A 26902-nucleotide genomic window follows, 5' to 3' on the forward strand; every position below is an offset into this window, starting at 1 on the left:
AGCCCCCTGAAGTCGCGGAAGAAGGTCGTCGTCTTCGACTACGGCTTCGGCAACGTCCGCTCCGCCGAGCGCGCCCTCGCCCGCGCGGGTGCCGACGTGGAGATCACGCGTGAGTACGACAAGGCCCTGAACGCCGACGGCCTGCTGGTGCCCGGCGTCGGTGCCTTCGCCTCCTGCATGACGGGCCTGCGCGAGGCCCGCGGCGACTGGATCGTCGACCGCCGGCTGTCCGGCGGCCGCCCGGTCATGGGCATCTGCGTCGGCATGCAGATCCTCTTCGCGCGCGGCATCGAGCACGGCGTGGAGAGCGAGGGCCTCGACGAGTGGCCCGGCTCCGTCGAGCCGCTCCAGGCCGAGATCGTGCCCCACATGGGCTGGAACACCGTCGAGGCGGCCCCCGGCTCGCAGCTGTTCGCCGACCTCGACCCGGACGCCCGCTTCTACTTCGTGCACTCCTACGCCGTCCACGACTGGTCGCTGGAGACGCACAACCCGGCGATGACGGCCCCCAAGGTCACCTGGTCCACCCACGGCAAGCCGTTCGTCGCCGCCGTCGAGAACGGCGCCCTGTGGGCCACGCAGTTCCACCCCGAGAAGTCCGGCGACGCCGGAGCCCAGCTCCTCACCAACTGGATCGGAACACTGTGAGCAAGCTCGAACTCCTCCCCGCCGTGGACGTCCGGGACGGCCAGGCCGTCCGCCTGGTGCACGGCGAGTCCGGCTCCGAGACCTCCTACGGCTCCCCGCTGGAGGCCGCCCTCGCCTGGCAGCGCTCCGGCGCCGAGTGGCTGCACCTGGTCGACCTGGACGCCGCGTTCGGCACCGGCGACAACCGTGAGCTGATCGCCGAGGTCGCCGGGGCCATGGACATCAAGGTGGAACTGTCCGGCGGCATCCGCGACGACGACACCCTCGCCGCCGCCCTCGCCACCGGCTGCAGGCGCGTCAACCTGGGCACGGCCGCCCTGGAGACGCCGGAGTGGGTCGCCAAGGTCATCGCCCAGCACGGCGACAAGATCGCCGTAGGTCTCGACGTCCGCGGCACGACCCTGCGCGGCCGCGGCTGGACCCGCGACGGCGGCGACCTCTACGAGACGCTGGAGCGCCTCGACAAGGAGGGCTGCGCCCGGTACGTCGTCACCGACATCGCCAAGGACGGCACGCTCCAGGGCCCCAACCTGGAACTGCTGCGCAACGTGTGCGCCGCCACCGACCGCCCGGTCGTGGCGTCCGGCGGGGTTTCCTCGCTCGACGACCTGAGGGCCATCGCCGACCTCGTCCCGCTCGGTGTCGAGGGGGCCATCGTCGGGAAGGCGCTGTACGCGAAGGCGTTCACCCTTGAAGAGGCCTTGGAGGCTGTGTCGTCATGACCGTGCGACGTGTGCAGAGCGGAAGTCCCTGGGAAGAGTCCTTCGGTTTTGCACGCGCCGTCGCGGCGGGCGACCGGGTGCTGGTCGCGGGCACGACCGCGTTCAAGGGCGATGTGCTCTACGGCGAGGGCGACCCGTACGAGCAGGCCAAGGTGGCCTTCACCACCGCCCTGGAGGCGATCGCCGAGTTCGGGCTCGCGCCCGAGTCCGTGATCCGCACCCGTGTGTGCCTGGCACACGCCCGGGACGTCGACGCGGTGGGCCGGGCCCACAAGGAGATGTTCGACGCCGTACGCCCGGTCACGACCCTGCTGATCGTGCAGGGCTTCATAGACTCCCGGGTCCTGGTGTCGGTGGAAGTGGAAGCATTCCGAGGGACACCCTCCGAAGAACTCTAGAGGAGCACGATTCATGACCCTGGCGGTCCGAGTCATCCCCTGCCTGGACGTGGACAACGGCCGGGTCGTCAAGGGCGTCAACTTCCAGAACCTCCGCGATGCGGGCGACCCCGTCGAGATGGCCAAGGTGTACGACGCCGAGGGCGCCGACGAGCTGACGTTCCTGGACATCACCGCCTCGTCGGGCAACCGCGAGACCACCTACGACGTGGTGCGCCGCACGGCCGAGCAGGTGTTCATCCCGCTCACGGTCGGCGGCGGCGTCCGCACCGCCGAGGACGTGGACAAGCTGCTGCGGGCGGGAGCGGACAAGGTCGGCGTCAACACCGCCGCCATCGCCCGTCCGGAGCTCATCCGCGAGATCGCCGAGCGCTTCGGCCGTCAGGTCCTGGTCCTGTCGGTGGACGCCCGCCGCACCGACTCGGGCTCCTTCGAGGTGACCACCCACGGTGGCCGCCGCTCCGCCGGCATCGACGCCGTCGAATGGGCCCACCAGGCAGCGGAACTGGGCGCGGGCGAGATCCTGCTCAACTCGATGGACGCGGACGGCACCAAGGACGGCTACGACCTGGAGATGATCCGGGCCGTCCGCAAGCACGTCACGGTCCCCGTCATCGCCTCGGGCGGCGCGGGCCGGCTGGGCGACTTCCCACCGGCCGTCGAGGCCGGCGCGGACGCGGTGCTGGCGGCCTCGGTGTTCCACTTCGGGGACCTGCGCATCGGCCAGGTCAAGGAGACGCTGCGGGAGGCGGGCCACCCGGTGCGCTGACGCCGCCCCTGACCGCCGAGAGCCCCGGCCGCACCCTGCGACCGGGGCTCCGGCATGCCCGCTCGGATTCCGGGCCGCCCAACCTCAAGCTGCCGAGACCTCAAGCTGCTCGGGTCCCGAGCTGCCGAGACCTTGAGCTGCTCGGGTCCCGAGCTGCCGAGACCTTGAGCTGCTCGGGTCCCGAGCCGCCCAGACCTTGAGCTGCTCGGGTCCCGAGCCGCCGAGACCTCAAGCTGCTCAGATCCCGAGCTGTTTCGTCTCGTTGAGTTTCGCGATCGCGTTCTCGTCGCCGTCCAGATCGACCTTGGCCGCGCTCTGTCGGCCGTAGGAGAACAGCACCAGCTCGGACGGCTCGCCGGTCACCGTGACCACCGGGGTGCCGCGGTGGGCGACCGCCGTCTGCCCGTCGGGGCGGCGCAGGACCAGGCCCGTCGGGACGCCGCGGCCCATCAGGCGGGCGGTGCGCTCCAGACGGGACCACAGGGCGTCCTGGAAGACCGGGTCGAGATCGCGCGGCGACCAGTCGGGCTGGGCGCGCCGGACGTCCTCGGTGTGGACGTAGAACTCGATGATGTTCGACGCCTCGTCGACCGGCTTGAGGGAGAAGGGCGAGAACCGCGGGGGGCCCGTACGGATCAGCTGGATCAGCTCCTCGTACGGCTTGTCGGTGTACTCCGCCATCACCTTGTCCAGGCGCGGCGCGAGCTGCTTGATCAGCATCCCGCCGGCGGCGTCCGGGCGGCGCTCGCGCACCACCACGTGTGCGGCGAGGTCCCGGGTCCTCCAGCCCTCGCACAGGGTGGGCGCGTCCGGGCCCGCGGTCTCCAACAGGTCGGCGAGGAGAAGTCGTTCACGCTTGGCATGGGTCGACATGCGGCCAGCCTACGGCCGCCCTCCCGCTCGGCCCAGCAGACGTGCCGTTCCCGGCCGCAGCACCGGTCCGCACAGTGGACACCGGGCCGGTCCGGCCGGTGGCGCGCGGCACAATGGTCACCATGACCAGCACGCCCAGCCCTCTCGACCCGGAGATCGCCGCGCGCCTCAAGCGCAGCCCCGACGGTCTCCTGCCCGCCATCGCCCAGCAGTACGACACCGGAGAGGTGCTGATGCTCGGCTGGATGGACGACGAGGCGCTGCACCGCACCCTGACCACCGGCCGGTGCACGTACTGGTCGCGCAGCCGCCGGGAGTACTGGGTCAAGGGCGACACCTCCGGCCACTTCCAGTGGGTGAAGTCCGTCGCCCTGGACTGCGACGCGGACACCGTGCTCGTCAAGGTCGACCAGGTCGGCGCCGCCTGCCACACGGGAGCCCGCACCTGTTTCGACGAGGACGTGCTCCTCAAGGACGGCGGCACCGACCGCCCCGCCCGGGATCAGTAAGGTCAGCGGCCATGGACCTCGAGACGTTCCGCAAGCTCGCCACCGACCGGCGGGTCATCCCCGTCACCCGCAAGCTCCTCGCCGACGGCGACACCCCGGTCGCGCTCTACCGCAAGCTCGCCGCCGAGCGGCCCGGCACCTTCCTGCTGGAATCCGCCGAGAACGGCCGCTCGTGGTCCCGGTACTCCTTCGTCGGCGTGCGCTCCGCCGCGACGCTGACCGCACGGGACGGACAGGCCCACTGGCTCGGCGCCCCGCCCGTCGGCGTCCCCACCGACGGTGACCCCCTCGCCGCCCTGCGCGCCACCGTCGAAACCCTGCACACGCCCCACCAGGAGGGCATGCCGCCCTTCACCGGCGGCATGGTCGGCTACCTCGGTTACGACATCGTCCGCCGCCTGGAGAAGATCGGCCCCGGCGAGCGCGACGACCTCAAGCTGCCCGAGCTGACCATGCTCCTCACCAGCGACCTGGCCGTGATGGACCACTGGGAGGGCTCGGTCCTGCTGATCGCCAACGCGATCAACCACAACGACCTGGAGACCGGCGTCGACGAGGCCCACGCCGACGCCGTCGCCCGCCTCGACGCGATGGAGGCCGACCTCTCCCGCGCGGTCGCCCAGCCCCCGGCCGTCCTCCCGCCCTCCGAGCTCCCCGAGTACACCGCGCTGTGGGGCGGCCCCGACTTCCAGGTGGCCGTCGAGGACATCAAGGAGCGCATCCGGGCCGGTGAGGCCTTCCAGGTGGTCCCCTCCCAGCGCTTCGAGACGCCGTGCACCGCGAGCGCGCTGGACGTCTACCGGGTCCTGCGGGCCACCAACCCGTCCCCGTACATGTACCTGTTCCGTTTCGACGGGTTCGACGTCGTCGGCTCGTCCCCCGAGGCCCTGGTCAAGGTCGAGGACGGCCGGGCCATGGTGCACCCCATCGCCGGCACCCGCTGGCGCGGCGCCACCCCCCAGGAGGACCAGGCCCTCGCCGACGAGCTGCTCGCCGACCCCAAGGAGCGCGCCGAGCACCTCATGCTCGTGGACCTGGGGCGCAACGACCTGGGGCGGGTCTGCGAGCCCGGCTCGGTGGAGGTCGTCGACTTCATGTCCGTCGAGCGGTACTCGCACGTCATGCACATCGTCTCGACCGTGACGGGCCGCGTCGCCCCGGGCCGCACCGCCTTCGACGTCCTCACCGCCTGCTTCCCGGCCGGCACCCTCTCCGGCGCCCCCAAGCCTCGCGCCATGCAGATCATCGACGAACTCGAACCGTCCCGCCGCGGCCTCTACGGCGGCTGCGTCGGCTACCTCGACTTCGCCGGCGACTCCGACACCGCCATCGCCATCCGCACGGCCCTCCTGCGCGACGGCACCGCCTACGTCCAGGCCGGCGCGGGCATCGTCGCCGACTCCGACCCGGTCGCCGAGGACACCGAGTGCCGCAACAAGGCGGCCGCGGTCCTGCGCGCCGTCCACACGGCGAACCGGCTCGGAAAGGCCTGAGATGAACCCCGGGTGACGCTTCGCCCGGGGTTCAGGCGATAGTGGGGTACGTGACTGCTGTACCTCACCCCCGTTCCGAAGCCCCCGGATCCGCCCGGGCCGGCCGCCTGAGCCTCGCCGTCGCGCTGCTGAGCGGCGCGCTCGGCGCTGCCGTGGCGCTGCTCGCCACCCGGCAGGAGTGGTCGCAGGGCACCGCGACGGTGGCCGGCGGCGCCTTCCCCCTGACCGCCAAGGGCAGCGACGTCACGGGCGTTCCCGCGGCGCTCGCCATAGTGGGCCTCGCCGCGCTCGTCGCCGTGTTCGCGGTCCGTCGCGCCGGTCGCCTGGTCGTCGCCGCGCTGCTGGCGCTCTCCGGCGTCGGCATCGCCGCCGCGGCCCTGCTCGGCGCCTCCGACAGCGCCGCGCTCGACGAGCAGGCCGCGCAGGCCTCCGGCGACACCTCGGCCTCCGTCGACGCCCTCGGCCACACCGCCTGGCCGTACGTCGCGGTCGCCGGCGGCGTGCTGATCCTCCTGGCCGGGCTGCTCGCCCTGCGGTACGGCCGGCTGTGGCCCGGCATGTCCGGCCGCTACGAGCGGTCCGGCACGCCCCAGCCACGGCGCAAGGCCCCCGCCGTCGACCCCGACCGGCCCGAGGACCTGTGGAAGGCACTCGACCGCGGCGAGGACCCGACCGGGGCCTGAGCCCACACGGGCGACCGCGGCGACCGGGGGAGTACCCCCGCTCACCCGGCACGCGCGCGTGCGGGACAATGGGCCCGAGCGTCCTGCTCAGACACGCACACAGCAACGAGGAGCAAGCAATGGCGGGCAGCAGCCACGGTCACACCCCGGCCGCCTGGACCGGTGTCACGATCGCCTTCATCGGTTTCTGCGTCTCGGGCGCGTTCATGGTGTTGGACCAGCCGGTGGGCTTCTGGGCGGGCATGGTGGTCGTGCTGCTCGGCGGTGTCGTCGGCGGCATCATGCGGATGATGGGCCTGGGCCAGCCCAAGGACCTGCACCAGCCGCACCGGATGACGGGCGACCGCGAGCCGGCGAGCGCCGAGGGCTGACCCCCTGCGGAACACCCTGGTCGTGTGAGGGGCGGCCGGCACTCGGGTGCCGGGACCGCCCCTCACGCGCGTGCGGGGCACAATGCATACCGTGAACGCCGAGAGCCGAAGGGTGACGCCGAGCGTCCCGAGCCGTCTGGCCGTCCCCGCCGGGGTGCTCGCGGCCGTCGCCGCCGCCTTCGCCTACGTGGGCGCCGTGGACCCCAACGAGCCCGGCCAATACCCCGTCTGCCCGCTGCTGCGCTACACCGGCCTCTACTGCCCCGGCTGCGGCGGCTTGCGCAGCGCGCACGCCTTCGTCCACGGGGACGTCCTCACGGCGCTGCACGCCAACGCGCTCGCGACCCTCGGCTATCTGGGCTTCGCCGTGCTGTGGACCGTATGGGTGGTCCACGCGGCCCGCGGGCGCCCGCTGCGGATCGACCCCCGCCCGGGGCTGGTGTGGAGCCTCGGGGCGTTGCTGGTGATCTTCTCCGTCGTCCGGAACCTGCCCTTCGGCGGCCGGCTCCATCCTTGATCAACGGACGGACGTCCAGTACGGGGGCACCTCCCGCCCGAGCCGTGCGAAGCTGGTTCGAGGGTGGGGGAGGGGCCGGCGTCAACCGGATGCGAGGCCTACGCCCCGCTGCGGATACCATCGCAGTGACCATCGCTTTTCCGATCGGTCGCTGGAACTGTCAAGAGTCTGGAAGGGGGCCGCTCGCGTGAGTGTGCTCGACGAGATCATCGACGGAGTCCGTGCCGACCTCGCGGAGCGGCAGGCGCGCGTCAGCCTCGACGAGCTCAAGGAGCGCGCGGCGAAGGCTCCCGCGGCCAAGGACGGCGTGGCCGCACTGCGCGGCGACGGTGTCAAGGTCATCTGCGAGGTCAAGCGCTCCAGCCCGTCCAAGGGCGCGCTGGCCGCGATCGCCGACCCGGCCGGTCTCGCCGCGGACTACGAGGCGGGCGGAGCGGCCGTCATCTCCGTCCTCACCGAGGAGCGCCGCTTCGGCGGCTCGCTCGCCGACCTGGAGGCGGTCCGCGCCCGGGTGGACATCCCGGTCCTCCGCAAGGACTTCATCGTCACGTCGTACCAGCTGTGGGAGGCCCGTGCCTACGGCGCCGACGTCGTGCTGCTGATCGTCGCCGCCCTCGACCAGCCCGCCCTGGAGTCCCTCATCGAGCGCGCCGAGTCCATCGGGCTCACGCCGCTCGTCGAGGTGCACGACGAGGACGAGGTCGAGCGCGCGGTCGACGCCGGCGCCCGTGTGATCGGCGTCAACGCGCGCAACCTCAAGACCCTCGAGGTCGACCGCGGCACCTTCGAGCGGGTGGCACCGGAGATCCCCGACCACATCATCAAGATCGCCGAGTCCGGCGTCCGCGGCCCGCACGACCTCATCGCCTACGCCAACGCCGGCGCCGACGCGGTGCTGGTCGGCGAGTCCCTGGTCACCGGCAAGGACCCCAGGACGGCCGTCTCGGACCTCGTCGCGGCCGGCGAACATCCCGCACTCCGGCACGGCCGGAGCTGATCACCGCTAAAGTTGCCCCGATGACTCTCACCCTGACGACCGTGGACCGGTACGCCCGCCTCGCGCGCGGCTGCCGCCCCCGCGGCTGCCGTGCGCCGGCCCGCCGGGTCCACGGCCGCCGCGTCCGGTACGTCATCGGTGACGAGCCGGGCCAGGTCAACGGCATGCGATGGCAGCAGCGCCCCGTAAGGGGCGCGGGGAACGGCGCGACCAGCCCCGACGGGCCCGCGGCCGACTGACCGTCCCCGCCCCCACGGCGAATAGTGATCAACACACACACTCACCGTGAGGTATTCGCATGCCCAGCCAGTTCTTCATCCCCGACCCCGAGGGTCAGACCCCGAGCCCCGAAGGCTACTTCGGGGCCTTCGGCGGCAAGTTCATCCCCGAGGCCCTCGTCGCCGCAGTCGACGAGGTGGCCGTCGAGTACGACAAGGCCAAGCACGACCCCGAGTTCGCCAAGGAACTCGACGACCTCCTGGTCCACTACACCGGCCGCCCCAGCTCCCTCACCGAGGTGCCGAGGTTCGCCGAACACGCCGGGGGCGCACGGATCTTCCTGAAGCGGGAAGACCTCAACCACACCGGCTCCCACAAGATCAACAACGTCCTCGGCCAGGCCCTGCTCACCCGGCGCATGGGCAAGACCCGGGTCATCGCCGAGACGGGCGCCGGACAGCACGGCGTGGCCACGGCCACCGCCTGTGCGCTATTCGGCCTCGACTGCACGATCTACATGGGCGAGATCGACACCCAGCGCCAGGCCCTCAACGTGGCCCGCATGCGGATGCTCGGCGCCGAGGTCATCGCCGTGAAGTCCGGCAGCCGCACGCTGAAGGACGCCATCAACGAGGCCTTCCGCGACTGGGTCGCCAACGTCGACCACACCCACTACCTCTTCGGCACCGTCGCAGGACCGCACCCCTTCCCCGCGATGGTCCGCGACTTCCACCGGGTCATCGGCGTCGAGGCCCGCCGCCAGCTCCTGGAGCGCGCCGGACGCCTGCCCGACGCGGCCGTCGCCTGCGTCGGCGGCGGCTCCAACGCCATCGGCCTCTTCCACGCCTTCATCCCGGACGCCGACGTCCGCCTCATCGGCTGCGAACCGGCCGGGCACGGCGTCGAGACCGGCGAGCACGCCGCGACCCTCACCGCGGGCGAGCCCGGCATCCTGCACGGCTCGCGCTCCTACGTCCTCCAGGACGACGAGGGCCAGATCACCGAGCCCTACTCGATCTCCGCCGGCCTCGACTACCCGGGCATCGGCCCGGAGCACTCCTACCTGAAGGACTCCGGCCGCGGCGAATACCGCGCGATCACCGACGACGCGGCGATGCAGGCCCTGCGCCTGCTGTCGCGCACCGAGGGCATCATCCCGGCCATCGAGAGCGCCCACGCCCTGGCCGGCGCCCTGGAGGTCGGCAAGGAGCTGGGCAGGGACGGGCTGATCGTCGTCAATCTGTCCGGCCGCGGCGACAAGGACATGGACACCGCCGCCCGCTACTTCGGCCTGTACGACACCGACGCCGAGGTCGCCGCCGACGCGGACACCGACACCGCCGAGATCGAGGGGGACGCCAAGTGAGCGGGAACATCGAGTTGTTGGGCGACACCCTCGCCGCGGCCCAGGCCGAGGGGCGCGCCGCCCTCATCGCCTACCTCCCGGCCGGGTTCCCGACCGTGGACGGCGGCATCGAGGCGATCAAGGCCGTCATCGACGGCGGCGCCGACGTCGTCGAGGTGGGCCTGCCGCACAGCGACCCGGTCCTCGACGGCCCGGTCATCCAGACCGCGGACGACATCGCCCTGCGCGGCGGCGTGAAGATCGCCGACGTGATGCGCACGGTCCGCGAGGCCCACGCCGCCACCGGCAAGCCGATCCTCGTCATGACGTACTGGAACCCCATCGACCGCTACGGCGTCGAGCGGTTCACCGCCGAGCTCGCCGAGGCGGGCGGCGCCGGGTGCATCCTGCCCGACCTCCCCGTGCAGGAGTCGGCGCTGTGGAGGGAGCACGCCGAGAAGCACGGTCTGGCCACCGTCTTCGTCGTCGCCCCCAGCAGCAAGGACGAGCGGCTCGCGCAGATCACCGCGGCGGGCAGCGGCTTCGTCTACGCCGCTTCCCTCATGGGCGTCACCGGCACCCGCGCCACTGTCAGCTCGCAGGCCCAGGGCCTGGTGGAACGCACCCGGGCCACGCGCGCCGACCTGCCCGTCTGCGTCGGGCTCGGCGTCTCCAATGCCACCCAGGCGGCCGAGGTGGCAGGCTTCGCCGACGGCGTGATCGTCGGCTCGGCCTTCGTCAAGGCGATGCTGGACGCCCCGGACGACGCGGCCGGTCTGGAAGCCGTGCGCGCGCTCGCGGGCGACCTCGCCAAGGGCGTGCGCCGGCAGGCGTAAGAAGGCGGGAAGTCATACAGGTCCCTCGTACGGGTGGACCTGGGGCCGGGGAGGCGCGGTGCGCCTCCCCGGTTCGTTTCCCGGGGTGTGAGCGAGAAGAACCGTGAGGGAAAGCGCACCGCCCGGGAGAAGCTGGCGGTCGAGCGCGAGAAGCAGAAGTCCGCGGACAAGCGCCGGCGCGCGCTGGTGGTGGGCGGGGCCGTCGTCGCCGTCCTGGGACTCGCGGCGGTGATCGGCGTCGTCGCGGCCAACGCCGGCAAGGACGACGGCAGCGAGGCCGAGGCCTCGGGCCCGGTCGTGGTGCCCTCCGGAGCCCAGGGCAAGGACAGCCTCGCCCTCCCGGTCGGCAAGGACAGCGCCAAGTCCACGCTCACGGTGTGGGAGGACTTCCGCTGCCCCGCGTGCAAGTCCTTCGAGACGGCGTACCGGCCGGTGATCCACGAGCTGACGAACGCCGGCGAGCTGAAGGTCGAATACCACCTGGTCACCCTGATCGACGGCAACATGCGCGGCACCGGCTCCCGCAACGCCGCCAACGCGGCGGCCTGCGCCCAGGACGCCGGGAAGTTCCCCGCGTACCACGACGTGCTCTTCGACAATCAGCCCTCGGAGGTCGACGACGCCTACGCGGACAACGCCAAGCTGATCGAGCTGGCCGGCAAGGTCGACGGTCTGGACACCCCCGCCTTCCGCACCTGCGTCGAGAAGGGCACGCACAACGGCTGGGTCGCCAAGTCCCACCAGGCGTTCAACAAGGGCGGCTTCTCGGGCACGCCGACCGTGCTGTTCGACGGCGAGAACATCTACCAGGACCGGACGATGACCCCGGCCAAGCTGAAGCAGATGGTGCAGGAGGCGAACAAGGGGTAAGGGGCATTTCTCCCGCCCCTGTTATGGACCCGTAGCCGGGCTGCCTGCCGCGGGCCCGGTGCGGCACGGTAGCGTCGACCTTGCCATGGAACTTGCCTTCATTCCCAGCCCGTCGCGCGGGGTGCTGTACCTCGGCCCCATTCCGCTGCGCGGCTACGCGTTCTGCATCATCATCGGCGTCTTCGTCGCGGTCTGGCTCGGCAACAAGCGCTGGATCGCCCGGGGCGGGCGGGCCGGCACGGTGGCCGACATCGCTGTCTGGGCCGTCCCCTTCGGCCTGGTCGGCGGCCGCCTCTACCACGTGATCACGGACTACGAGCTGTACTTCAGCGAGGGCCGTGACTGGGTGGACGCCTTCAAGATCTGGGAGGGCGGCCTCGGCATCTGGGGCGCGATCGCGCTGGGCGCGCTGGGCGCGTGGATCGGCTGCCGTCGCCGCGGCATCCCGATGCCCGCCTACGCCGACGCCGTCGCGCCGGGCATCGCCTTCGCCCAGGCGATCGGCCGCTGGGGCAACTGGTTCAACCAGGAGCTGTACGGCAAGCCCACCGATCTGCCCTGGGCCCTGGAGATCACCTCCTCGTCCGACGGGCGGGTGCCGGGCACCTACCACCCGACGTTCCTGTACGAGTCGCTGTGGTGCATCGGTGTGGCGCTGCTGGTCATCTGGGCCGACCGCCGCTTCCGGCTCGGACACGGCCGGGCGTTCGCGCTGTACGTCGCCGCGTACTGCGCGGGGCGCGGATGGATCGAGTACATGCGTGTCGACGACGCCCACCACATCCTGGGTGTCCGGCTGAACGTCTGGACCGCGATCCTCGTGTTCCTGCTCGCGGTGACGTACCTGGTGGTGTCGTCGAAGAAGCGGCCCGGCCGGGAGGACGTCGTGGAGCCGGGCGCGGATGCCTCCGGCGGCGAGACCGACGGTGCCGAGTCGGCCGATGCGGCGGGCAAGGCCGATCGGGCCGAGGACGCCGGTGAGGACGACGAGCCCGCGGACGAGGCCGAGGCCGACGGTGCCAGGAACGAGGCCGGGTCGGGGAAGAAGACCTGACGGTCCACCGTATGTGACACGCCGAGGGCGCCCGGGAATCTCCCCGGGCGCCCTCGGCACGTCAGCGGTGGCGGGTCGGGTCGTGGGCAGGGGGTTGGGCCGTGGCCTTCGGCACGTCAGCGGTGGCGGGTCGTGGGCAGGGGTGTCGGGCCGGGGCTCGGTGCGTCAGCGGGGGCGGGCCATGGACAGGGTGCGTCGGGCCGCCGTGACCATCGCCGCGTCGATGAAGCGGCCGTCCGGCAGGGCCTGGGCGCCCTGCTCGACGGCGGCCGCCTTGAGAACCGTTTCCGCCTGCTCGATCTCCTTCTCATCGGGCAGATACGCCCGCTCGATCACCGGCAGCTGGCGGGGGTGGATCGCGGCCCTGCCCAGAAAGCCCAGGGCGCGGCCGTGCGCGCAGGACGCGGCCAGGCCCTCCTGGTCGTGGATGTCCGGGTGGACCGACTGGGCCGGTGGCGGCAGGCCCGCCGCGCGCGCGGCCACGACCACCCGGGAGCGGGACCAGTCCAGGCCCGTGCCGTCGCGAACGCCGAGGTCGGCACAGAGGTCGGCCTCTCCGAGGGAGATGCCGCGCAGACGGGGGTGGGCGGTCGCGACGGCGTAGGCCTGCTCCACGCCGAGGGCCGTCTCCAGGAGCGCGTACAGGTCGGTCCGGGCCGTGCGGCGGGCCACGTGGACGATCTCGGCGGCCGAGGTCACCTTGGGCAGCCGCAGCCCGGACAGGCCCGGCGTTCCCACGAGGGCGGCGATGTCCTGCTCGCCCCAGCCGCCCGACGCGTTGACGCGGACATGGACCGGCACCGGAGGCCGGTCCGTGAGCAGCTCCGCGGTGGCGGCGCGGGCGTAGGCCTTGCGGTCCGGGGGGACCGCGTCCTCCAGATCGATGACGACGACGTCGGCGCCGCTGGTGAGGGCCTTCGCCACCACGTGGGGTCGGTCGCCCGGCGCGTAGAGCCAGGTGAGCGGGTACGCCGTCACAGGGCGCCCTCCGCGCGCAGCGCCGTGAGGTCGTCCGGGGTCAGGCCCAGTTCGGTGAGGATCTCCTCGGTGTCGGCGCCGTGCGGGCGGCCGGCCCAGCGGATCGCGCCGGGCGTGGCGGAGAGCCGGAACAGGACGTTCTGCATGCGCAGCGGGCCGAGTTCGGGGTCGTCGACGGTCGTGATGGTGTCCAGGGCCTGGTACTGCGGGTCCGCCATCACGTCCCGGACGTCCTGGACCGGGGCCACCGCCGCCTCGGCCTTGTCGAAGGCGGCCAGGACGTCGGTGCGGGTGCGTGCGGCGATCCAGCCGCCGACCGCCTCGTCCAGGACGTCGGCGTGGCGGGCGCGGTCGGCGCCCGTGGCGAACCAGGGCTCGTCGATCAGTTCCGGGCGGCCGACCAGGTGCATCACGCGTTCCGCGACCGACTGGGCGGAGGTGGAGACGGCGACCCAGGTGCCGTCCGCGGTGCGGTAGACGCCGCGCGGGGCGTTGTTGGGGGAGCGGTTGCCGGTGCGGGGCTGGACGTGCCCGAGTTGGTCGTACCAGAGGGGCTGGGGGCCGAGGGCGGCCAGGATCGGCTCGATCAGGGCCGTGTCGACGACCTGTCCCTCGCCGGTGCGCTCGCGGGCGGCGAGCGCCGTCATCACCGCGTACGCCGTGGTCAGGCCCGCGATGGCGTCGGCCAGACCGAAGGGCGGGAGGGTCGGGGGCGCGTCCGGTTCGCCGGTCATCGCGGCGAAGCCGCTCATCGCCTCGGCCAGGGTGCCGAACCCGGGCCGGTGCGCGTAGGGGCCGAACTGGCCGAAGCCGGTGACGCGGGCCAGGACCAGGCGGGGGTTGACCGACGACAGCTCCGGCCAGCCGAGATCCCACTTCTCCAGGGTGCCGGGGCGGAAGTTCTCGATGATCACGTCGGTGCGGGCGGCCAGGCGCAGGAGGGTGGCGCGGCCGCCGGGCTTCGACAGGTCGAGGGTCATGGTCCGCTTGTTGCGGCCCAGCATCTTCCACCACAGGCCCACGCCGTCCTTGGACGGGCCGTGGCCGCGGGAGGGGTCCGGCTTCCGCGGGTGCTCGATCTTGATGACGTCGGCCCCGAAGTCGCCGAGCAGGGTGGCGGCCATCGGGCCGGCGAAGAGGGTGGCGAGGTCCAGGACACGGAGGCCGGTGAGGGGCGCCTTCGGGGGCGCCGGCGTGGACGCGGTCATGGGCGGCGGGTCTCCCGGTGCGTGAGGTGGGCGAGGGTGTCGAAGCCGATGCCGTTGAAGTCGCCGACGGACGTGGCCAGCCGGTTCTTCAGGGGTGCCGTCCAGCGGTCGGGGAGCGCGGCGGGGTGCCCGGCCAGCAGTCCGGTGATGCTGCCGGCCGTCGCGCCGCCCGAGTCGGTGTCCCAGCCGCCGCTCACAGCGCGGCAGACGGAGCCGGTGAAGTCGCCGTTCGCGTGGGTGAGGGCGGCGGCGATCAGAGCGGTGTTGGGCACGGCGTGCACCCAGTGGTAGGTGGCGGCGTGGGTGGCGTGGAGGGTGTCGACGACGGTGTCGAAGTCCTCGTGCTCGTGCGCGAGCCGGACGGCTTCGCGGACGGCCCGGGCGAGGCGGGAGCGTGGCGGGACGACGGTGAGGCCGGTGCGCAGACAGGTGTGGACGTCGTGGTCGCCGGTCGCGGCCGCCGCGATGGTGGCCGCGGTGAACATCGCGGCGAAGACGCCGTTGGCGGTGTGCGTGAGGGTGGCGTCCCGGTGGGCCTGCTCGGCCGCCGCGGCCGGGTCGCCGGGGTTGGTCCAGCCGTGGACGTCGGCGCGGATCAGGGCGCCGATCCATTCGCGGAACGGGTTGCGGTGGCGGGCGGTGTGCGGGGGCTCCAGGCCGGTCAGGAGGTTGCGGTAGGCGACGCGCTCCGCGGTGAACGTGCGGCCGGCGGGGAGTTCGTCGAGCCAGGTCCGGGCCACGTCCGTGGTGGTGAAGGCCCTGCCGTGCCGCTGGAGCAGGACGAGGTTGAGCACGGGGTAGTCGAGGTCGTCGTCCTCGGGCATGCCGTCGATGTTCTCGGCGAGGGAGGTGGCGGCCGAGCGGCGGTTCCAGGGATGCCGTTCGAGGAGTTCCGCCGGGACTCCCCGGGCGGTGAAGTACGTGGTGAGGGGCCAGTTGCCGGTGGACCGGGCGAGCCGGCGGATGGCGTCGAGGGGGAGCTTCTCGACCGGCTTGCCCAGGAGGCAGCCGGCGGCGCGGCCGAGCCAGGCGGCTTCCAGGCGGTGTGGGGTGGTGGCCGGGGTGTCCACGGGCCCGGGCCAGTCGGGGCATGCCGCCTTGATCCTCTCCAGGTCCGTGGGTTCGTCGTCGGTCAGGTGGCTGGGAAGGTCCTCCAGTTCGTCGAGGAGGTCTGCGGCCAGTCGGCGCAGGTAGCGGGACGCGGGGGTGGGGGAGGCGCCCGCGGTGGCCGGGGCGTCCGGGCCGCCCGCCGCGCGCCAGCGGGCCGCGACCGCCTTGGGCTCGCGGCCGTCCTGGGCCGCCTGGCGGAGTTCGTGGCCGATGAGGTCCTCCGGCTGGACCCAGGTCAGTCGGAGCATTCCCGGCCTCCGAGGGACGCGAAGGCCTGCTCGTGGGCCCGGCGGCGGGACATGTCCCGGTCGAAGATCTCGCGGGTCACGGCCGTGAGGGTGACCGCCGGTTCCCAGAGGTCCAGTCGGCTCGCCTCCGCGACCGTCTCGGCCCAGTCCTCCGGGACCGGTGAGCCAAGGGCCCCCGCCAGGGCGCCGGCCATCGTGGCGATGGAGTCGCAGTCGCGGCCGTAGTTCACCGCGCCGAGGACCGCGTGGCGGTAGTCGCCGCGTGCCACCAGCACCATGCCCAGTGCGACGGGCAGTTCCTCGATCGCGTGCAGGCGGGACGGGCGGCGGGCGCCGAGCGAGGGGGAGCGGTAGTCGGGGCCCACCGTGTCGTAGGGGGTCACGGCCTCACGCAACGGCCGCAGTGCCGACTCGTAGTCCGTGTGGCGGGCCGCCTCCTCGCAGACCCGCTCGATCGCGGCCCGGGTGCCGTCCTTCGCGAGGGAGAGACACGAGGAGACGACCGACTCCGGGGTCGCGCCGGGCGTGCACGCCGCCGCCACGGCCGCGGCCAGGACGCCCGCCGCCTCACGGCCGTACGACGACTGGTGGGCGCCGGCGATGTCGAGGGCCTCGGCGTAGGCCGCACGCGGGTCGGCCGCGTTGACCAGTCCGACGGGGGCCATGTACATCGCCGCCCCGCAGTTGACGATGTTGCCGGTGCCGGCCTCGCGCGGGTCGGCGTGGCCGTAGTGGATCCTCGTCACCAGCCACTTCTCCGCCAGGAAGATCCGCTGGAGGGGGAGGGCCTCGCTCTCCAGTTCCGGGATCCAGCGCGGCCCGGTCATCAGGTCCGGGACCAGGTGGTCGGCGACGGCGTAGGCGTCGAGGTGGTCGCGGACCCGGGCGTAGACGCGGACCAGGGCGTGGGTCATCAAGGTGTCGTCGGTGACGTGGCCGTCGCCCTTGTGGTACGGGGCGAGGGGACGGGCCGTGCGCCAGTCGTCGCCGTGCCAGGGGCCGACGATGCCGTGGACGCGGCCGCCGTGGCGTTCGAGGATCTGTTCGGGCGAGTAGCCCTCGACGGGGCCGCCGAGCGCGTCGCCGACGGCCGCCCCGACCAGGGCTCCGGCGATCCGCTCGTCCAGCGGGGTGTTTTGATGGGTCTTGGGCTGCATGGCCGCATCATCCACCCGGCCGGGCCGGTTGTACGGCTTCCAGGAGTTCGGCGAGTTCCACGAGGTCCGTGCCGGTGAGGCGGGGCAGGACGCAGCCGGAGAGGGTGCGGCAGGTCTCCCGCCAGGACGCGGGGATCGACGCGCCGCCGCCCAGCGCGCCGGTGAGGGCGCCCGCCAGGGCCGGGGCGGAGTCCGCGACGCGGGACAGGCAGGCCGCCGCGGGGATCGCCTCCGCGATGCGGCCGCGCGCGGCGGTGGCCAGGGCGAGGGCGACCGGGACGGTCTCGGCGGCGGCGATGCCGTAGCTGTAGACGTGGTCGACGATCTGGTGCTCCAGGGGTGGGACCAGGGCGAAGGCGCTGTCCGCGCCGGTGGCGAGCCGCAGGGCGTGCCGGGCGTTGCGGCCGATCTCCGTCTCCTCGGGGAGTTCGGTGAGGGCCGCGGTGACGCAGGCGTCGACGTCCGCGCCGGCCAGGGCGAGGGCGAGCGCCGCCGCCATCGCTCGGGCGCCGTGGACGCCGTCGCCGTCCTGGGTGTAGCGGGCGTCGAACTCGGCGAGGTCGGCGGCGCTTCGGGGGTCGCCGGGGTGGGCCACGGCCAGGACGCAGGCGCGTACGCAGGCGGCGTCGTCGAAGTAGTGCGGGTTGTCGTGGCCGGTGGCGGGCGGGCGCAGGCCGGTGGCGAGGTTGCCGAGGCCGGCGCGGACGGAGATGCGGGCGCGCAGGGGGAGGACGGCGGATTCGATCTCGGGGGCGCGGTCCGCCGCGGCGGCGACCTCGGCGGCCAGGGCGTTCCAGGTGAGGTCGATGGCGGCCCGGGTGCGGCGTTCGCGGCTGAGGTCGTTCAGGACGGTGTCGTCGCCTGCGCGCAGGAGGGCTTCCGCGGCGAAGGCCGCCCATTCGGCGTCGTCGGAGGGGCCGAGGCGGAGGGGTTCGGGGGGCTGGTTCAGGGCGATGGGGACGGGGAGGGTGGTGGTGGCGTTGTGTTCGGCGAAGGTGTCCAGTTCGCGGGTGAGGCGGCGGGTCCAGTCGGGCATGCGGGCGGCTCGGTGCCGGGCTGCGGGCCAGCCTGCGGCGTCGCCGGCGGCCAGTCCGAGCAGGAGGCCTTCGGCCTTTTTGTCTCCCGCCCGCGCACCGCCCGTAACTGTCACCCGAGGGGTCCTGGTCGCCCGTGGTGCGCCCTCGCCGTCGGCGGCCGCGGGTTCGCGTGCCGGCACGCCGAGTGCCGTCGCGTCGTGTGTCGTCCCGCTGTGTGTCGTCCCGCTCTGTGCCGGCGCGTCGTGTGTCGTCGCGCCGTGTGTTGTCCCGCTGTGTGTCGTCATGTCGCGTGCCGGCGCGTCGTGGGTCGTCACCTCGTGTGCTGTCGCGTCGTGGGTCGTCATGAGGGGGTCTCCGTTCCGTCGCCTGCCAGGACGAAGTCCGTCGGTTCCGGTTCTGTGGCGTCGGGTGCCGGTGCCAGCAGGTCCGCCACGTCCAGGACGTGGTAGCCGGCCATCGCCGGGAGGCATCTGCCGCGGACCGGGCCGATGGGCGTCGCCCAGGCCTGCGGGATCGCCGACACGCCCTGCGTCGCGCCCGCCAGCGCCCCCGCCACCGCCGCCGTCGTGTCCGCGTCGCGGCCCATGTTCACCGCGGTCAGGACCGACTGCTCGAAGTCGCCGTCGGCCGCCGCGTACGCGCCGAAGGCGAGGGCGACCGCCTCGGGGGCCAGGTCGGTCCAGGGGTAGCCGCCGATGACGACCGCGGAGCGGACCGCGCGTTCGCCGCGGTGGGCGACGGCCACCGCGCGGCGCAGGCTGCGGGCCGTCCAGGAGTCGTCGGGGACGACCGCGAGGGCCGCTGCCACCACCGCGTCCGACGGGGCGCCCGCCATCGCCGCCGCGACACCCGCGGCCACGGCCCGGCCGCCGTGGATGCCTTCGCCGTCATGGCTCACCGAGCCGTCGATCGCGACCAGCCGGGCCGCCTCCGCCGGGCGGCCCGCCGCGAACACCCCGAAGGGGGCCGCGCGCATGGCCAGGCCGTCGCTCCAGGCGTGCCGGTGCTGGGCGGAGATCGGGGCGGCCAGGCCCCGGCGGAGGTTCTCCAGGGTGCCGCGTTCGCTGAACCCGGCGCCCCGGAAGGGGCCCTCGTCACGGTCGGCGATCCACTCGTGCCAGGCCGCTTCCACATGGCCCGGAGTGAGGGCGGAGCCGTGCCGGGCCAGCAGCAGGCCGGAGAAGATCGCGTACTCGGTGTCATCCGTGCCGGACGGGTTATCAGAGACGTACCCGGTGATCCGGCCCCACCGGGCGCGGATCTCGGAGGGCTTCATGTTCTCGGCGGGGGCCCCGAGCGCGTCACCGACGGCCAGGCCCAGCAGTGCGCCCCGTGCCCGTGCCCGGAGCCCGATCGATGCCATGGGGGATGTGTCCCACTCCGGTGACTCCGCCGAGCCTCACGAGCCCCAGCATCACCCGGTCGACATCTGCGCGCAGTGATGATCAAGTGAGCGGAAAAGGGTAAACCTGCAGGTTAGCCCAGCCTTTCCTTGCTGGCGGAGATGGAATCCGGGGCGTAGTTTTGGCGTTGTAAAACTCTGGAACGTGTCCAAAGAGCGCGTTCCGGAGACAGTCCGTGGACGGGGAGTGGGGTTCTTCTCATGGCCATCATCGAGACCGAGGCGACGCTGCACGAGGCGCACCGGGACAATCACACGCACCGGGACGTGAACGGCGGCTGGCTGCGTCCCGCGGTGTTCGGCGCGATGGACGGCCTCGTCTCCAACCTCGCCCTGATGACCGGTGTCGCGGGCGGTGCGGTCAGCCAGCACACCGTCGTCCTCAGCGGACTCGCGGGCCTGGCCGCCGGTGCCTTCTCGATGGCCGCCGGCGAGTACACCTCCGTCGCCTCGCAGCGCGAGCTCGTCGAGGCCGAGCTGGACGTGGAACGCCGCCAGCTGCGCAAGCACCCCAAGGACGAGGAGGCCGAGCTCGCCGCCCTCTACGAGTCGAGGGGCGTCGAGCCGCGGCTTGCCCAGGAGGTGGCCCGGCAGCTGTCGAAGGATCCCGAGCAGGCCCTGGAGATCCACGCCCGGGAGGAGCTGGGGATCGACCCCGGCGATCTGCCCTCGCCGACCGTGGCGGCCGTGTCGAGCTTCGGCTCGTTCGCCCTGGGCGCGCTGATTCCCGTCGCCCCCTATCTGCTGGGCGCGAGCAGCATGTGGCCCGCGGTGTTGCTGGCGCTGCTGGGGCTCTTCCTGTGCGGCGCGGTGGTGGCCAAGGTGACGGCACGCACCTGGTGGTACAGCGGGCTGCGGCAGCTGTTCCTGGGAGGCGCGGCGGCCGGTGTGACGTACGCCCTGGGCACCGTGTTCGGAACCGCCGTAGGATAGCGCGGCTCGGACTTATGCAAGGGACTGCATAAGTAGTCGTTACTCGTTGGTTTCGGATGTGCGACCGCCGGGCATGAGCCGTAAGCGCTGCGGGCAACGACGCTCGCCGCGCACCCTCAGCGGGTCGGGCGAAGACGCTTGCCCCGCCCCTCGGGCCGACGCAACCGATCTGACCAGATCGTTTCGTGCGGCCCCTCCACAGCTTCCACTGCTGGTGCGGTACCCCCGCCGCGAACCCGCAGTGTCCGCATGCTGGAACGGATTATCCCGGTTCCCGAGAACCGCTCCATCATGTAACCTGCACGAAATTTTGCGATCACGCGAGGGCCAACGTCGTCCCTCGGCACTTGCAATGCCACCTGACGACGACGGGAGAGCCGATGCGTACGCCGCGCCAGCCGTCCCAGCATTCCGCGAATGGCCAGAACTGGTCGTTCATGGATGCTCGCCCTGCTGCGCAGGGTATGTACGACCCCCGCAACGAGCACGACGCCTGCGGCGTCGGCTTCGTCGCCACCCTCACCGGCGAGGCGTCCCACACCCTGGTCGAGCAGGCTCTGACCGTCCTGCGCAACCTCGAACACCGCGGCGCCACCGGCTCCGAGCCCGACTCCGGCGACGGCGCCGGCATCCTGTCGCAGGTCCCGGACGCCTTCTTCCGTGACGTGGCCGGATTCGAACTGCCCGACGCCGGCTCCTACGCCGTCGGCATCGCCTTCCTGCCGGAGGACTCCACCGCCGACGCCGTCTCGCAGATCGAGACGATCGCGGCCGACGAGGGCCTGACCGTCCTCGGCTGGCGCGAGGTGCCGGTCGCGCCCCAGCTGCTGGGTGCCACCGCCCGGTCGACCATGCCGGTCTTCCGCCAGATCTTCGTCAGCGACGGCACTTCGGAGGGCATCGCCCTCGACCGCAAGGCCTTCGTGCTGCGCAAGCGCGCCGAGCGCGAGGCCGGCGTCTACTTCCCGTCGCTGTCCGCGCGGACGATCGTCTACAAGGGCATGCTGACCACCGGCCAGCTGGAGCCCTTCTTCCCGGACCTGTCCGACCGCCGCTTCGCCTCCGCGATCGCGCTCGTGCACTCCCGGTTCTCGACGAACACCTTCCCGTCATGGCCGCTGGCCCACCCGTACCGCTTCGTCGCGCACAACGGTGAGATCAACACCGTCAAGGGCAACCGCAACTGGATGGTGGCCCGCGAGTCGCAGCTGGTCTCCGACCTGTTCGGCTCCGACGACAAGGCCATCGACCGGATCTTCCCGGTCTGCACGCCGGACGCCTCCGACTCCGCGTCCTTCGACGAGGTCCTCGAACTCCTGCACCTGGGCGGCCGCTCCCTGCCGCACTCCGTGCTGATGATGATCCCGGAGGCGTGGGAGAACCACGACTCCATGGACCCGGCCCGGCGCGCCTTCTACCAGTTCCACTCCACGATGATGGAGCCCTGGGACGGCCCGGCCTGTGTCACCTTCACCGACGGCACCCAGGTCGGCGCGGTCCTCGACCGCAACGGCCTGCGCCCCGGCCGCTACTGGGTCACCGACGACGGCCTCGTCGTCCTCGGCTCCGAGGTCGGCGTCCTGGACATCGACCCCTCCAAGGTCGTCCGCAAGGGCCGCCTCCAGCCCGGCCGCATGTTCCTCGTCGACACCGCCGAGCACCGCATCATCGAGGACGACGAGATCAAGGCCGAGCTCGCCGCCGAGAACCCGTACGCGGAGTGGGTCGAGGCCGGCGAGATCGAGCTGTCCGACCTGCCCGAGCGCGAGCACATCGTGCACACGCACGCCTCGGTCACCCGCCGCCAGCAGACCTTCGGCTACACCGAGGAGGAGCTGCGCGTCCTCCTCGCGCCGATGGCCAAGGCCGGCGCCGAGCCGATCGGCTCGATGGGCACCGACTCGCCGATCGCCGCGCTGAGCGACCGCCCGCGGCTGCTCTTCGACTACTTCACCCAGCTCTTCGCGCAGGTCACCAACCCGCCGCTGGACGCGATCCGCGAGGAGCTCGTCACCTCGCTGCGCTCCGCGCTGGGCCCGCAGGGCAACCTGCTCGACCCGAGCGCCGCCTCCTGCCGCAGCGTCCTGCTGCCCTTCCCGGTGATCGACAACGACGAGCTGGCCAAGCTCATCCACATCAACGCCGACGGCGACATGCCCGGCTTCAAGGCCGCGACGCTGTCCGGCCTGTACCGGGTGCACGGCGGCGGTGACGCGCTGGCCGCGCGGATCGAGGAGATCTGCACCGAGGCCGACGCCGCCATCGAGAACGGCGCCCGCCTGATCGTCCTGTCGGACCGCCACTCGGACGCCGAGCACGCGCCGATCCCGTCGCTGCTGCTCACCGCGGCCGTCCACCACCACCTCATCCGCACCAAGCAGCGCACCCAGGTGGGCCTGCTGGTCGAGGCCGGTGACGTCCGCGAGGTCCACCACGTCGCCCTGCTCATCGGCTACGGCGCCGCCGCCGTCAACCCGTACCTGGCGATGGAGTCCGTCGAGGACCTGGTCCGCGCCGGCACCTTCCTGCCCGGCGTCGAGCCCGAGAAGGCCATCCGCAACCTCATCTACGCCCTCGGCAAGGGCGTGCTGAAGGTCATGTCGAAGATGGGCATCTCGACCGTCGCCTCCTACCGCGGAGCCCAGGTCTTCGAGGCCGTCGGTCTCGACGACGCCTTCGTCGAGAAGTACTTCAACGGCACGGCCACCAAGATCGGCGGTGTCGGCATCGACGTCGTCGCCAAGGAGGTCGCCGCCCGGCACGCCAAGGCCTACCCGGCCTCCGGCATCGCCCCGGCGCACCGCGCGCTGGACATAGGCGGCGAGTACCAGTGGCGCCGCGAGGGCGAGCCGCACCTGTTCGACCCGGAGACGGTCTTCCGCCTCCAGCACTCCACGCGCTCCGGCCGCTACGACATCTTCAAGAAGTACACCGAGCGCGTGAACGAGCAGTCCGAGCGCCTCATGACGCTCCGTGGGCTCTTCGGCTTCAAGTCGGACCGGCAGCCGATCTCCATCGACGAGGTCGAGCCGGTCTCCGAGATCGTCAAGCGCTTCTCCACGGGCGCCATGTCGTACGGCTCCATCTCCCAGGAGGCGCACGAGACCCTCGCCATCGCCATGAACCAGCTGGGCGGCAAGTCCAACACCGGTGAGGGCGGCGAGGACCCGGAGCGCCTGTACGACCCGGCCCGCCGGTCGTCCATCAAGCAGGTCGCCTCCGGCCGCTTCGGTGTGACCTCCGAGTACCTGGTCAACTCCGACGACATCCAGATCAAGATGGCCCAGGGCGCCAAGCCCGGCGAGGGCGGCCAGCTGCCCGGCCACAAGGTCTACCCGTGGGTCGCCAAGACCCGTCACTCGACCCCGGGTGTCGGTCTGATCTCCCCGCCGCCGCACCACGACATCTACTCCATCGAGGACCTCGCCCAGCTGATCCACGACCTGAAGAACGCCAACCCCCAGGCGCGGATTCACGTCAAGCTGGTCTCCGAGGTCGGCGTCGGCACGGTCGCGGCCGGTGTGTCCAAGGCTCACGCGGACGTCGTCCTCATCTCCGGCCACGACGGCGGCACGGGCGCCTCCCCGCTCACGTCGCTGAAGCACGCCGGCGGCCCCTGGGAGCTCGGCCTCGCCGAGACCCAGCAGACCCTGCTGCTCAACGGCCTGCGCGACCGTATCGTCGTGCAGACCGACGGCCAGCTGAAGACCGGCCGTGACGTGGTCATCGCCGCGCTGCTCGGCGCCGAGGAGTTCGGTTTCGCGACCGCGCCGCTCGTCGTCTCCGGCTGCGTCATGATGCGCGTCTGCCACCTCGACACCTGCCCGGTCGGCATCGCCACACAGAACCCGGTCCTGCGTGAGCGCTACTCCGGCAAGGCCGAGTACGTCGTGAACTTCTTCCAGTACATCGCCGAAGAGGTCCGCGAGATCCTCGCCGAGCTGGGCTTCCGCTCCATCGAGGAGGCCGTCGGCCACGCCGAGACGCTCGACGTGACCCGCGCGGTCGACCACTGGAAGGCGCAGGGCCTGAACCTGGAGCCGCTGTTCCACGTGCCCGAGCTGCCCGAGGGCACGGTCCGCCACCAGCTGATCGCCCAGGACCACGGTCTGGAGAAGGCGCTCGACAACCAGCTGATCAAGCTGGCCTCGGATGCGCTCGCCGCGACCGGCGCCACCGACGCCCAGCCGGTGCGCGCCCAGGTGCAGATCCGCAACATCAACCGCACGGTCGGCACCATGCTCGGCCACGAGGTGACGAAGAAGTTCGGTGGCGCGGGCCTGCCCGACGACACCATCGACATCACCTTCACCGGCTCCGCGGGCCAGTCCTTCGGCGCCTTCGTGCCCAGCGGTGTCACGCTGCGCCTGGAGGGCGACGCCAACGACTACGTCGGCAAGGGCCTCTCCGGCGGCCGGATCGTCGTCCGCCCGGACCGCGCTGCCGACCACCTCGCCGAGTACAGCGTCATCGCCGGCAACACCATCGGCTACGGCGCCACCGGCGGCGAGATGTTCCTGCGCGGCAAGGTCGGCGAGCGGTTCTGCGTCCGCAACTCCGGCGCCACGGTCGTCTCCGAGGGCGTGGGCGACCACGGCTGCGAGTACATGACCGGCGGTCACGCGGTGGTGCTCGGCGAGACCGGCCGCAACTTCGCGGCCGGCATGTCCGGCGGTATCGCGTACGTGATCGACCTGGACCGCGACAACGTCAACGTCGGCAACCTGGACGCCGTCGAGCCGCTGGACGACACCGACAAGCAGTGGCTGCACGACGTGGTCCGCCGCCACCAGGAGGAGACCGGCTCGACCGTCGCCGAGAAGCTCCTGGGCGAGTGGGACACCGCCGTCGAGCGCTTCAGCAGGATCATCCCCAGCACGTACAAGGCAGTGCTCGCCGCCAAGGACGCCGCCGAGCGAGCCGGTCTCTCCGAGACCGAGACCCACGAGAAGATGATGGAGGCGGCGATCAATGGCTGACCCGAAGGGCTTCCTGAACCACGGGCGCGAGCTCGCCAAGTCCCGCCCCGTCGAGGAGCGCGTCAAGGACTGGAACGAGGTCTACGTTCCCGGCTCCCTGCTGCCCATCATCAGCAAGCAGGCCAGCCGCTGCATGGACTGCGGCATCCCGTTCTGCCACAACGGCTGCCCGCTGGGGAACCTCATCCCCGAGTGGAACGACTACGCCTACCGCGAGGACTGGGCGGCGGCGCAGGAGCGTCTGCACGCCACCAACAACTTCCCGGAGTTCACGGGCCGCCTGTGCCCCGCTCCGTGCGAGTCGGCGTGTGTGCTCGGCATCAACCAGCCGCCGGTCACCATCAAGAACGTCGAGGTCTCGATCATCGACAAGGCGTGGGAGACCGGGGACGTCGCCCCGCAGATCCCGGAGCGCCTGTCCGGCAAGACGGTCGCGGTCATCGGCTCGGGCCCGGCGGGTCTCGCCGCCGCCCAGCAGCTGACCCGCGCCGGCCACACCGTCGCCGTCTACGAGCGCGCGGACCGCATCGGAGGCCTCCTCCGCTACGGCATCCCCGAGTTCAAGATGGAGAAGCGGCACATCAACCGCCGTATCGAGCAGATGCGCGCGGAGGGCACCCGCTTCCGCACGGGCATCGAGATCGGCCGCGACCTGAAGGCCACGGACCTGAAGAAGCGCTACGACGCGGTCGTCCTGGCCGTCGGCGCCACCACGGCCCGTGACCTGCCGGTGCCCGGCCGTGAGCTCAAGGGCATCTACCAGGCCATGGAGTACCTGCCGCTGGCCAACAAGGTCCAGGAGGGCGACTACGTCACCACTCCGCTGTCGGCCGAGGGCAAGCACGTCGTGGTCATCGGCGGCGGCGACACCGGCGCGGACTGCGTGGGCACCGCCCACCGCCAGGGCGCGGCCTCCGTCACGCAGCTGGAGATCATGCCCCGCCCGGGCGAGGAGCGGAACGCGGCCTCCCAGCCGTGGCCGACCTTCCCCATGCTGTACAAGGTCACCTCGGCGCACGAGGAGGGCGGCGAGCGGGTCTACTCCGTCTCGACGACCCACTTCGAGGGCGACGAGGACGGCAACGTCCAGTGGCTGCACCTCACCGAGGTGGAGTTCATCGACGGCAAGCTGACCCCGAAGCCGGGCTCCGAGCGCAAGATCCCCGCGCAGCTGGTGACCCTCGCGATGGGCTTCACCGGCACCGACCGGGAGAACGGCCTGGTCGAGCAGTTCGGCCTGGAGCTCGACGAGCGCGGCAACATCGCCCGCGACGCCGACTTCCGGACGAACGTGCCGGGCGTGTTCGTCGCCGGTGACGCCGGCCGCGGCCAGTCGCTCATCGTCTGGGCGATCGCGGAGGGCCGCTCCGCTGCGCGCGGAGTGGACCGTGCCCTCACCGGCGCGAGCGAGCTGCCGGCGCCGATCCGTCCCACGGACCGCGCGCTGATGGTCTGACCGCACCGCACAAGACGTCCCGTACAACGGCGTACGGAACACTGACGGCGCCTGCCCCACAGTCCCCGACCGGACGCCCGGGCAGGCGCT

25 protein-coding genes are annotated in these 26902 nt (G+C 72.2%); 18 read left to right on the forward strand and 7 right to left on the reverse strand.

The genetic code is table 11. The features are described from left to right. The first annotated feature begins 6 nt into the window (after window positions 1–6). Genes hisH through hisF form a run of 4 tightly spaced genes read left to right on the forward strand, consistent with a single transcriptional unit; the run spans window position 7 to window position 2537 of the window. Entirely contained in the window at window positions 7–648 is a 642-nt protein-coding gene (hisH, locus tag FDO69_RS09875; protein ID WP_420878500.1) for an imidazole glycerol phosphate synthase subunit HisH, read from the forward strand. Then, entirely contained in the window at window positions 645–1370 is a 726-nt protein-coding gene (gene priA, locus FDO69_RS09880; RefSeq protein WP_104779383.1) for a bifunctional 1-(5-phosphoribosyl)-5-((5-phosphoribosylamino)methylideneamino)imidazole-4-carboxamide isomerase/phosphoribosylanthranilate isomerase PriA, read from the forward strand. Before hisH ends, priA begins: the two co-directional genes overlap by 4 nt. Then, on the forward strand, window positions 1367–1768 hold the full coding sequence (locus FDO69_RS09885) for a RidA family protein (RefSeq protein ID WP_104779384.1): 402 nt from the start codon (window positions 1367–1369) through the stop codon (window positions 1766–1768). The genes priA and FDO69_RS09885 overlap by 4 nt, the downstream gene beginning before the upstream one ends. A gap of 13 nt (window positions 1769–1781) precedes the next feature. Beyond that, complete coding sequence (gene hisF / locus FDO69_RS09890) at window positions 1782–2537, forward strand: imidazole glycerol phosphate synthase subunit HisF (protein WP_104779385.1); 756 nt, start codon at window positions 1782–1784, stop codon at window positions 2535–2537. 237 nt (window positions 2538–2774) lie between these two features. Here hisF and FDO69_RS09895 read toward each other — a convergent pair whose 3' ends face one another. Next, window positions 2775–3410, reverse strand: coding sequence for a TIGR03085 family metal-binding protein (locus FDO69_RS09895; protein ID WP_104779386.1), 636 nt, complete (start codon window positions 3408–3410; stop codon window positions 2775–2777). Between the two features lie 122 nt (window positions 3411–3532). Between FDO69_RS09895 and hisI the strand changes: the two genes are divergently transcribed. From hisI to lgt, 11 genes are all read left to right on the forward strand, one after another. Then, complete coding sequence (gene hisI / locus FDO69_RS09900; RefSeq protein WP_104779666.1) at window positions 3533–3919, forward strand: phosphoribosyl-AMP cyclohydrolase; 387 nt, start codon at window positions 3533–3535, stop codon at window positions 3917–3919. 11 nt (window positions 3920–3930) lie between these two features. Next, window positions 3931–5412 carry an anthranilate synthase component I gene (locus tag FDO69_RS09905; protein ID WP_104779387.1) on the forward strand — a complete coding sequence of 494 codons (1482 nt, stop codon included), beginning with the start codon at window positions 3931–3933 and terminating at the stop codon, window positions 5410–5412. 41 nt (window positions 5413–5453) lie between these two features. Continuing rightward, window positions 5454–6095 carry a TIGR02234 family membrane protein gene (locus tag FDO69_RS09910; RefSeq protein WP_104779388.1) on the forward strand — a complete coding sequence of 214 codons (642 nt, stop codon included), beginning with the start codon at window positions 5454–5456 and terminating at the stop codon, window positions 6093–6095. Between the two features lie 119 nt (window positions 6096–6214). Beyond that, the gene (locus FDO69_RS09915; RefSeq protein WP_104779389.1) at window positions 6215–6466 is read left to right on the forward strand and encodes an HGxxPAAW family protein; all 252 of its coding nucleotides are present in this window, start codon (window positions 6215–6217) and stop codon (window positions 6464–6466) included. A gap of 82 nt (window positions 6467–6548) precedes the next feature. Next, window positions 6549–6983, forward strand: coding sequence for a DUF2752 domain-containing protein (locus FDO69_RS09920; RefSeq protein WP_104779390.1), 435 nt, complete (start codon window positions 6549–6551; stop codon window positions 6981–6983). A 187-nt stretch (window positions 6984–7170) separates the two neighbouring features. Beyond that, window positions 7171–7980: an indole-3-glycerol phosphate synthase TrpC gene (gene trpC, locus FDO69_RS09925; RefSeq protein WP_104779391.1), complete on the forward strand. Its 810-nt coding sequence runs from the start codon at window positions 7171–7173 to the stop codon at window positions 7978–7980. Window positions 7981–8000: 20 nt separating this feature from the next. Then, window positions 8001–8219: a tryptophan biosynthesis modulator TrpM gene (gene trpM, locus FDO69_RS09930; protein WP_104779392.1), complete on the forward strand. Its 219-nt coding sequence runs from the start codon at window positions 8001–8003 to the stop codon at window positions 8217–8219. A gap of 59 nt (window positions 8220–8278) precedes the next feature. Beyond that, window positions 8279–9565 (forward strand): tryptophan synthase subunit beta, encoded by a 1287-nt coding sequence (gene trpB / locus FDO69_RS09935; protein WP_104779393.1) that lies wholly within the window; start codon window positions 8279–8281, stop codon window positions 9563–9565. Continuing rightward, entirely contained in the window at window positions 9562–10380 is an 819-nt protein-coding gene (gene trpA, locus FDO69_RS09940) for a tryptophan synthase subunit alpha (protein WP_104779394.1), read from the forward strand. Before trpB ends, trpA begins: the two co-directional genes overlap by 4 nt. Before the next feature lie 87 nt (window positions 10381–10467). Next, window positions 10468–11250, forward strand: coding sequence for a DsbA family protein (locus FDO69_RS09945; RefSeq protein WP_167526562.1), 783 nt, complete (start codon window positions 10468–10470; stop codon window positions 11248–11250). Between the two features lie 85 nt (window positions 11251–11335). Then, window positions 11336–12304 carry a prolipoprotein diacylglyceryl transferase gene (gene lgt, locus FDO69_RS09950; protein WP_104779396.1) on the forward strand — a complete coding sequence of 323 codons (969 nt, stop codon included), beginning with the start codon at window positions 11336–11338 and terminating at the stop codon, window positions 12302–12304. 165 nt (window positions 12305–12469) lie between these two features. On the opposite strand, the gene FDO69_RS09955 is transcribed toward lgt, so the two are convergent. From FDO69_RS09955 to FDO69_RS09980, 6 genes are read right to left on the reverse strand one after another with little or no spacing between them, the layout of a single operon-like run. Then, window positions 12470–13282 carry an HpcH/HpaI aldolase/citrate lyase family protein gene (locus FDO69_RS09955; protein ID WP_104779397.1) on the reverse strand — a complete coding sequence of 271 codons (813 nt, stop codon included), beginning with the start codon at window positions 13280–13282 and terminating at the stop codon, window positions 12470–12472. After that, window positions 13279–14490, reverse strand: a complete 1212-nt coding sequence (locus FDO69_RS09960; RefSeq protein ID WP_104779398.1) for a CaiB/BaiF CoA transferase family protein — start codon at window positions 14488–14490, stop codon at window positions 13279–13281. The genes FDO69_RS09955 and FDO69_RS09960 overlap by 4 nt, the downstream gene beginning before the upstream one ends. After that, on the reverse strand, window positions 14487–15848 hold the full coding sequence (locus FDO69_RS09965; protein WP_104779399.1) for an ADP-ribosylglycohydrolase family protein: 1362 nt from the start codon (window positions 15846–15848) through the stop codon (window positions 14487–14489). Before FDO69_RS09965 ends, FDO69_RS09960 begins: the two co-directional genes overlap by 4 nt. Then, window positions 15836–17005: an ADP-ribosylglycohydrolase family protein gene (locus FDO69_RS09970; protein ID WP_104779400.1), complete on the reverse strand. Its 1170-nt coding sequence runs from the start codon at window positions 17003–17005 to the stop codon at window positions 15836–15838. Before FDO69_RS09970 ends, FDO69_RS09965 begins: the two co-directional genes overlap by 13 nt. Window positions 17006–17012: 7 nt before the next feature. Next, a complete protein-coding gene (locus FDO69_RS09975) occupies window positions 17013–18386 on the reverse strand; it encodes an ADP-ribosylglycohydrolase family protein (RefSeq protein WP_234387886.1) in 1374 nt (457 codons plus the stop codon). Continuing rightward, window positions 18383–19405: an ADP-ribosylglycohydrolase family protein gene (locus FDO69_RS09980; RefSeq protein WP_104779402.1), complete on the reverse strand. Its 1023-nt coding sequence runs from the start codon at window positions 19403–19405 to the stop codon at window positions 18383–18385. Before FDO69_RS09980 ends, FDO69_RS09975 begins: the two co-directional genes overlap by 4 nt. Window positions 19406–19645: 240 nt before the next feature. On the opposite strand from FDO69_RS09980, the gene FDO69_RS09985 reads away from it, so the two are divergent. From FDO69_RS09985 to FDO69_RS09995, 3 genes are all read left to right on the forward strand, one after another. After that, window positions 19646–20377, forward strand: coding sequence for a VIT1/CCC1 transporter family protein (locus FDO69_RS09985; RefSeq protein ID WP_104779403.1), 732 nt, complete (start codon window positions 19646–19648; stop codon window positions 20375–20377). 380 nt (window positions 20378–20757) lie between these two features. Then, on the forward strand, window positions 20758–25356 hold the full coding sequence (gltB, locus tag FDO69_RS09990) for a glutamate synthase large subunit (protein WP_104779404.1): 4599 nt from the start codon (window positions 20758–20760) through the stop codon (window positions 25354–25356). Next, complete coding sequence (locus tag FDO69_RS09995) at window positions 25349–26812, forward strand: glutamate synthase subunit beta (protein WP_104779405.1); 1464 nt, start codon at window positions 25349–25351, stop codon at window positions 26810–26812. The genes gltB and FDO69_RS09995 overlap by 8 nt, the downstream gene beginning before the upstream one ends. Window positions 26813–26902 lie beyond the last annotated feature (90 nt).

The organism is Streptomyces tibetensis, assembly GCF_007655005.1.
Lineage (GTDB): Bacteria > Actinomycetota > Actinomycetes > Streptomycetales > Streptomycetaceae > Streptomyces > Streptomyces tibetensis.

Excerpts from the sequence above, each read along its gene's own strand:
- FDO69_RS09885 (WP_104779384.1), top strand. The coding sequence starts at position 1,367 with ATGACCGTGCGACGTGTGCAGAGCGGAAGTCCCTGGGAAGAGTCCTTC.
- hisF (WP_104779385.1), top strand. The coding sequence starts at position 1,782 with ATGACCCTGGCGGTCCGAGTCATCCCCTGCCTGGACGTGGACAACGGC.
- FDO69_RS09895 (WP_104779386.1), bottom strand. The coding sequence starts at position 3,410 with ATGTCGACCCATGCCAAGCGTGAACGACTTCTCCTCGCCGACCTGTTG.
- hisI (WP_104779666.1), top strand. The coding sequence starts at position 3,533 with ATGACCAGCACGCCCAGCCCTCTCGACCCGGAGATCGCCGCGCGCCTC.
- FDO69_RS09905 (WP_104779387.1), top strand. The coding sequence starts at position 3,931 with ATGGACCTCGAGACGTTCCGCAAGCTCGCCACCGACCGGCGGGTCATC.
- FDO69_RS09915 (WP_104779389.1), top strand. The coding sequence starts at position 6,215 with ATGGCGGGCAGCAGCCACGGTCACACCCCGGCCGCCTGGACCGGTGTC.
- FDO69_RS09920 (WP_104779390.1), top strand. The coding sequence starts at position 6,549 with ATGCATACCGTGAACGCCGAGAGCCGAAGGGTGACGCCGAGCGTCCCG.
- trpM (WP_104779392.1), top strand. The coding sequence starts at position 8,001 with ATGACTCTCACCCTGACGACCGTGGACCGGTACGCCCGCCTCGCGCGC.
- trpB (WP_104779393.1), top strand. The coding sequence starts at position 8,279 with ATGCCCAGCCAGTTCTTCATCCCCGACCCCGAGGGTCAGACCCCGAGC.
- lgt (WP_104779396.1), top strand. The coding sequence starts at position 11,336 with ATGGAACTTGCCTTCATTCCCAGCCCGTCGCGCGGGGTGCTGTACCTC.
- FDO69_RS09960 (WP_104779398.1), bottom strand. The coding sequence starts at position 14,490 with ATGACCGCGTCCACGCCGGCGCCCCCGAAGGCGCCCCTCACCGGCCTC.
- FDO69_RS09965 (WP_104779399.1), bottom strand. The coding sequence starts at position 15,848 with ATGCTCCGACTGACCTGGGTCCAGCCGGAGGACCTCATCGGCCACGAA.
- FDO69_RS09970 (WP_104779400.1), bottom strand. The coding sequence starts at position 17,005 with ATGCAGCCCAAGACCCATCAAAACACCCCGCTGGACGAGCGGATCGCC.
- FDO69_RS09975 (WP_234387886.1), bottom strand. The coding sequence starts at position 18,386 with ATGACGACCCACGACGCGACAGCACACGAGGTGACGACCCACGACGCG.
- FDO69_RS09980 (WP_104779402.1), bottom strand. The coding sequence starts at position 19,405 with ATGGCATCGATCGGGCTCCGGGCACGGGCACGGGGCGCACTGCTGGGC.
- FDO69_RS09985 (WP_104779403.1), top strand. The coding sequence starts at position 19,646 with ATGGCCATCATCGAGACCGAGGCGACGCTGCACGAGGCGCACCGGGAC.
- gltB (WP_104779404.1), top strand. The coding sequence starts at position 20,758 with ATGCGTACGCCGCGCCAGCCGTCCCAGCATTCCGCGAATGGCCAGAAC.
- FDO69_RS09995 (WP_104779405.1), top strand. The coding sequence starts at position 25,349 with ATGGCTGACCCGAAGGGCTTCCTGAACCACGGGCGCGAGCTCGCCAAG.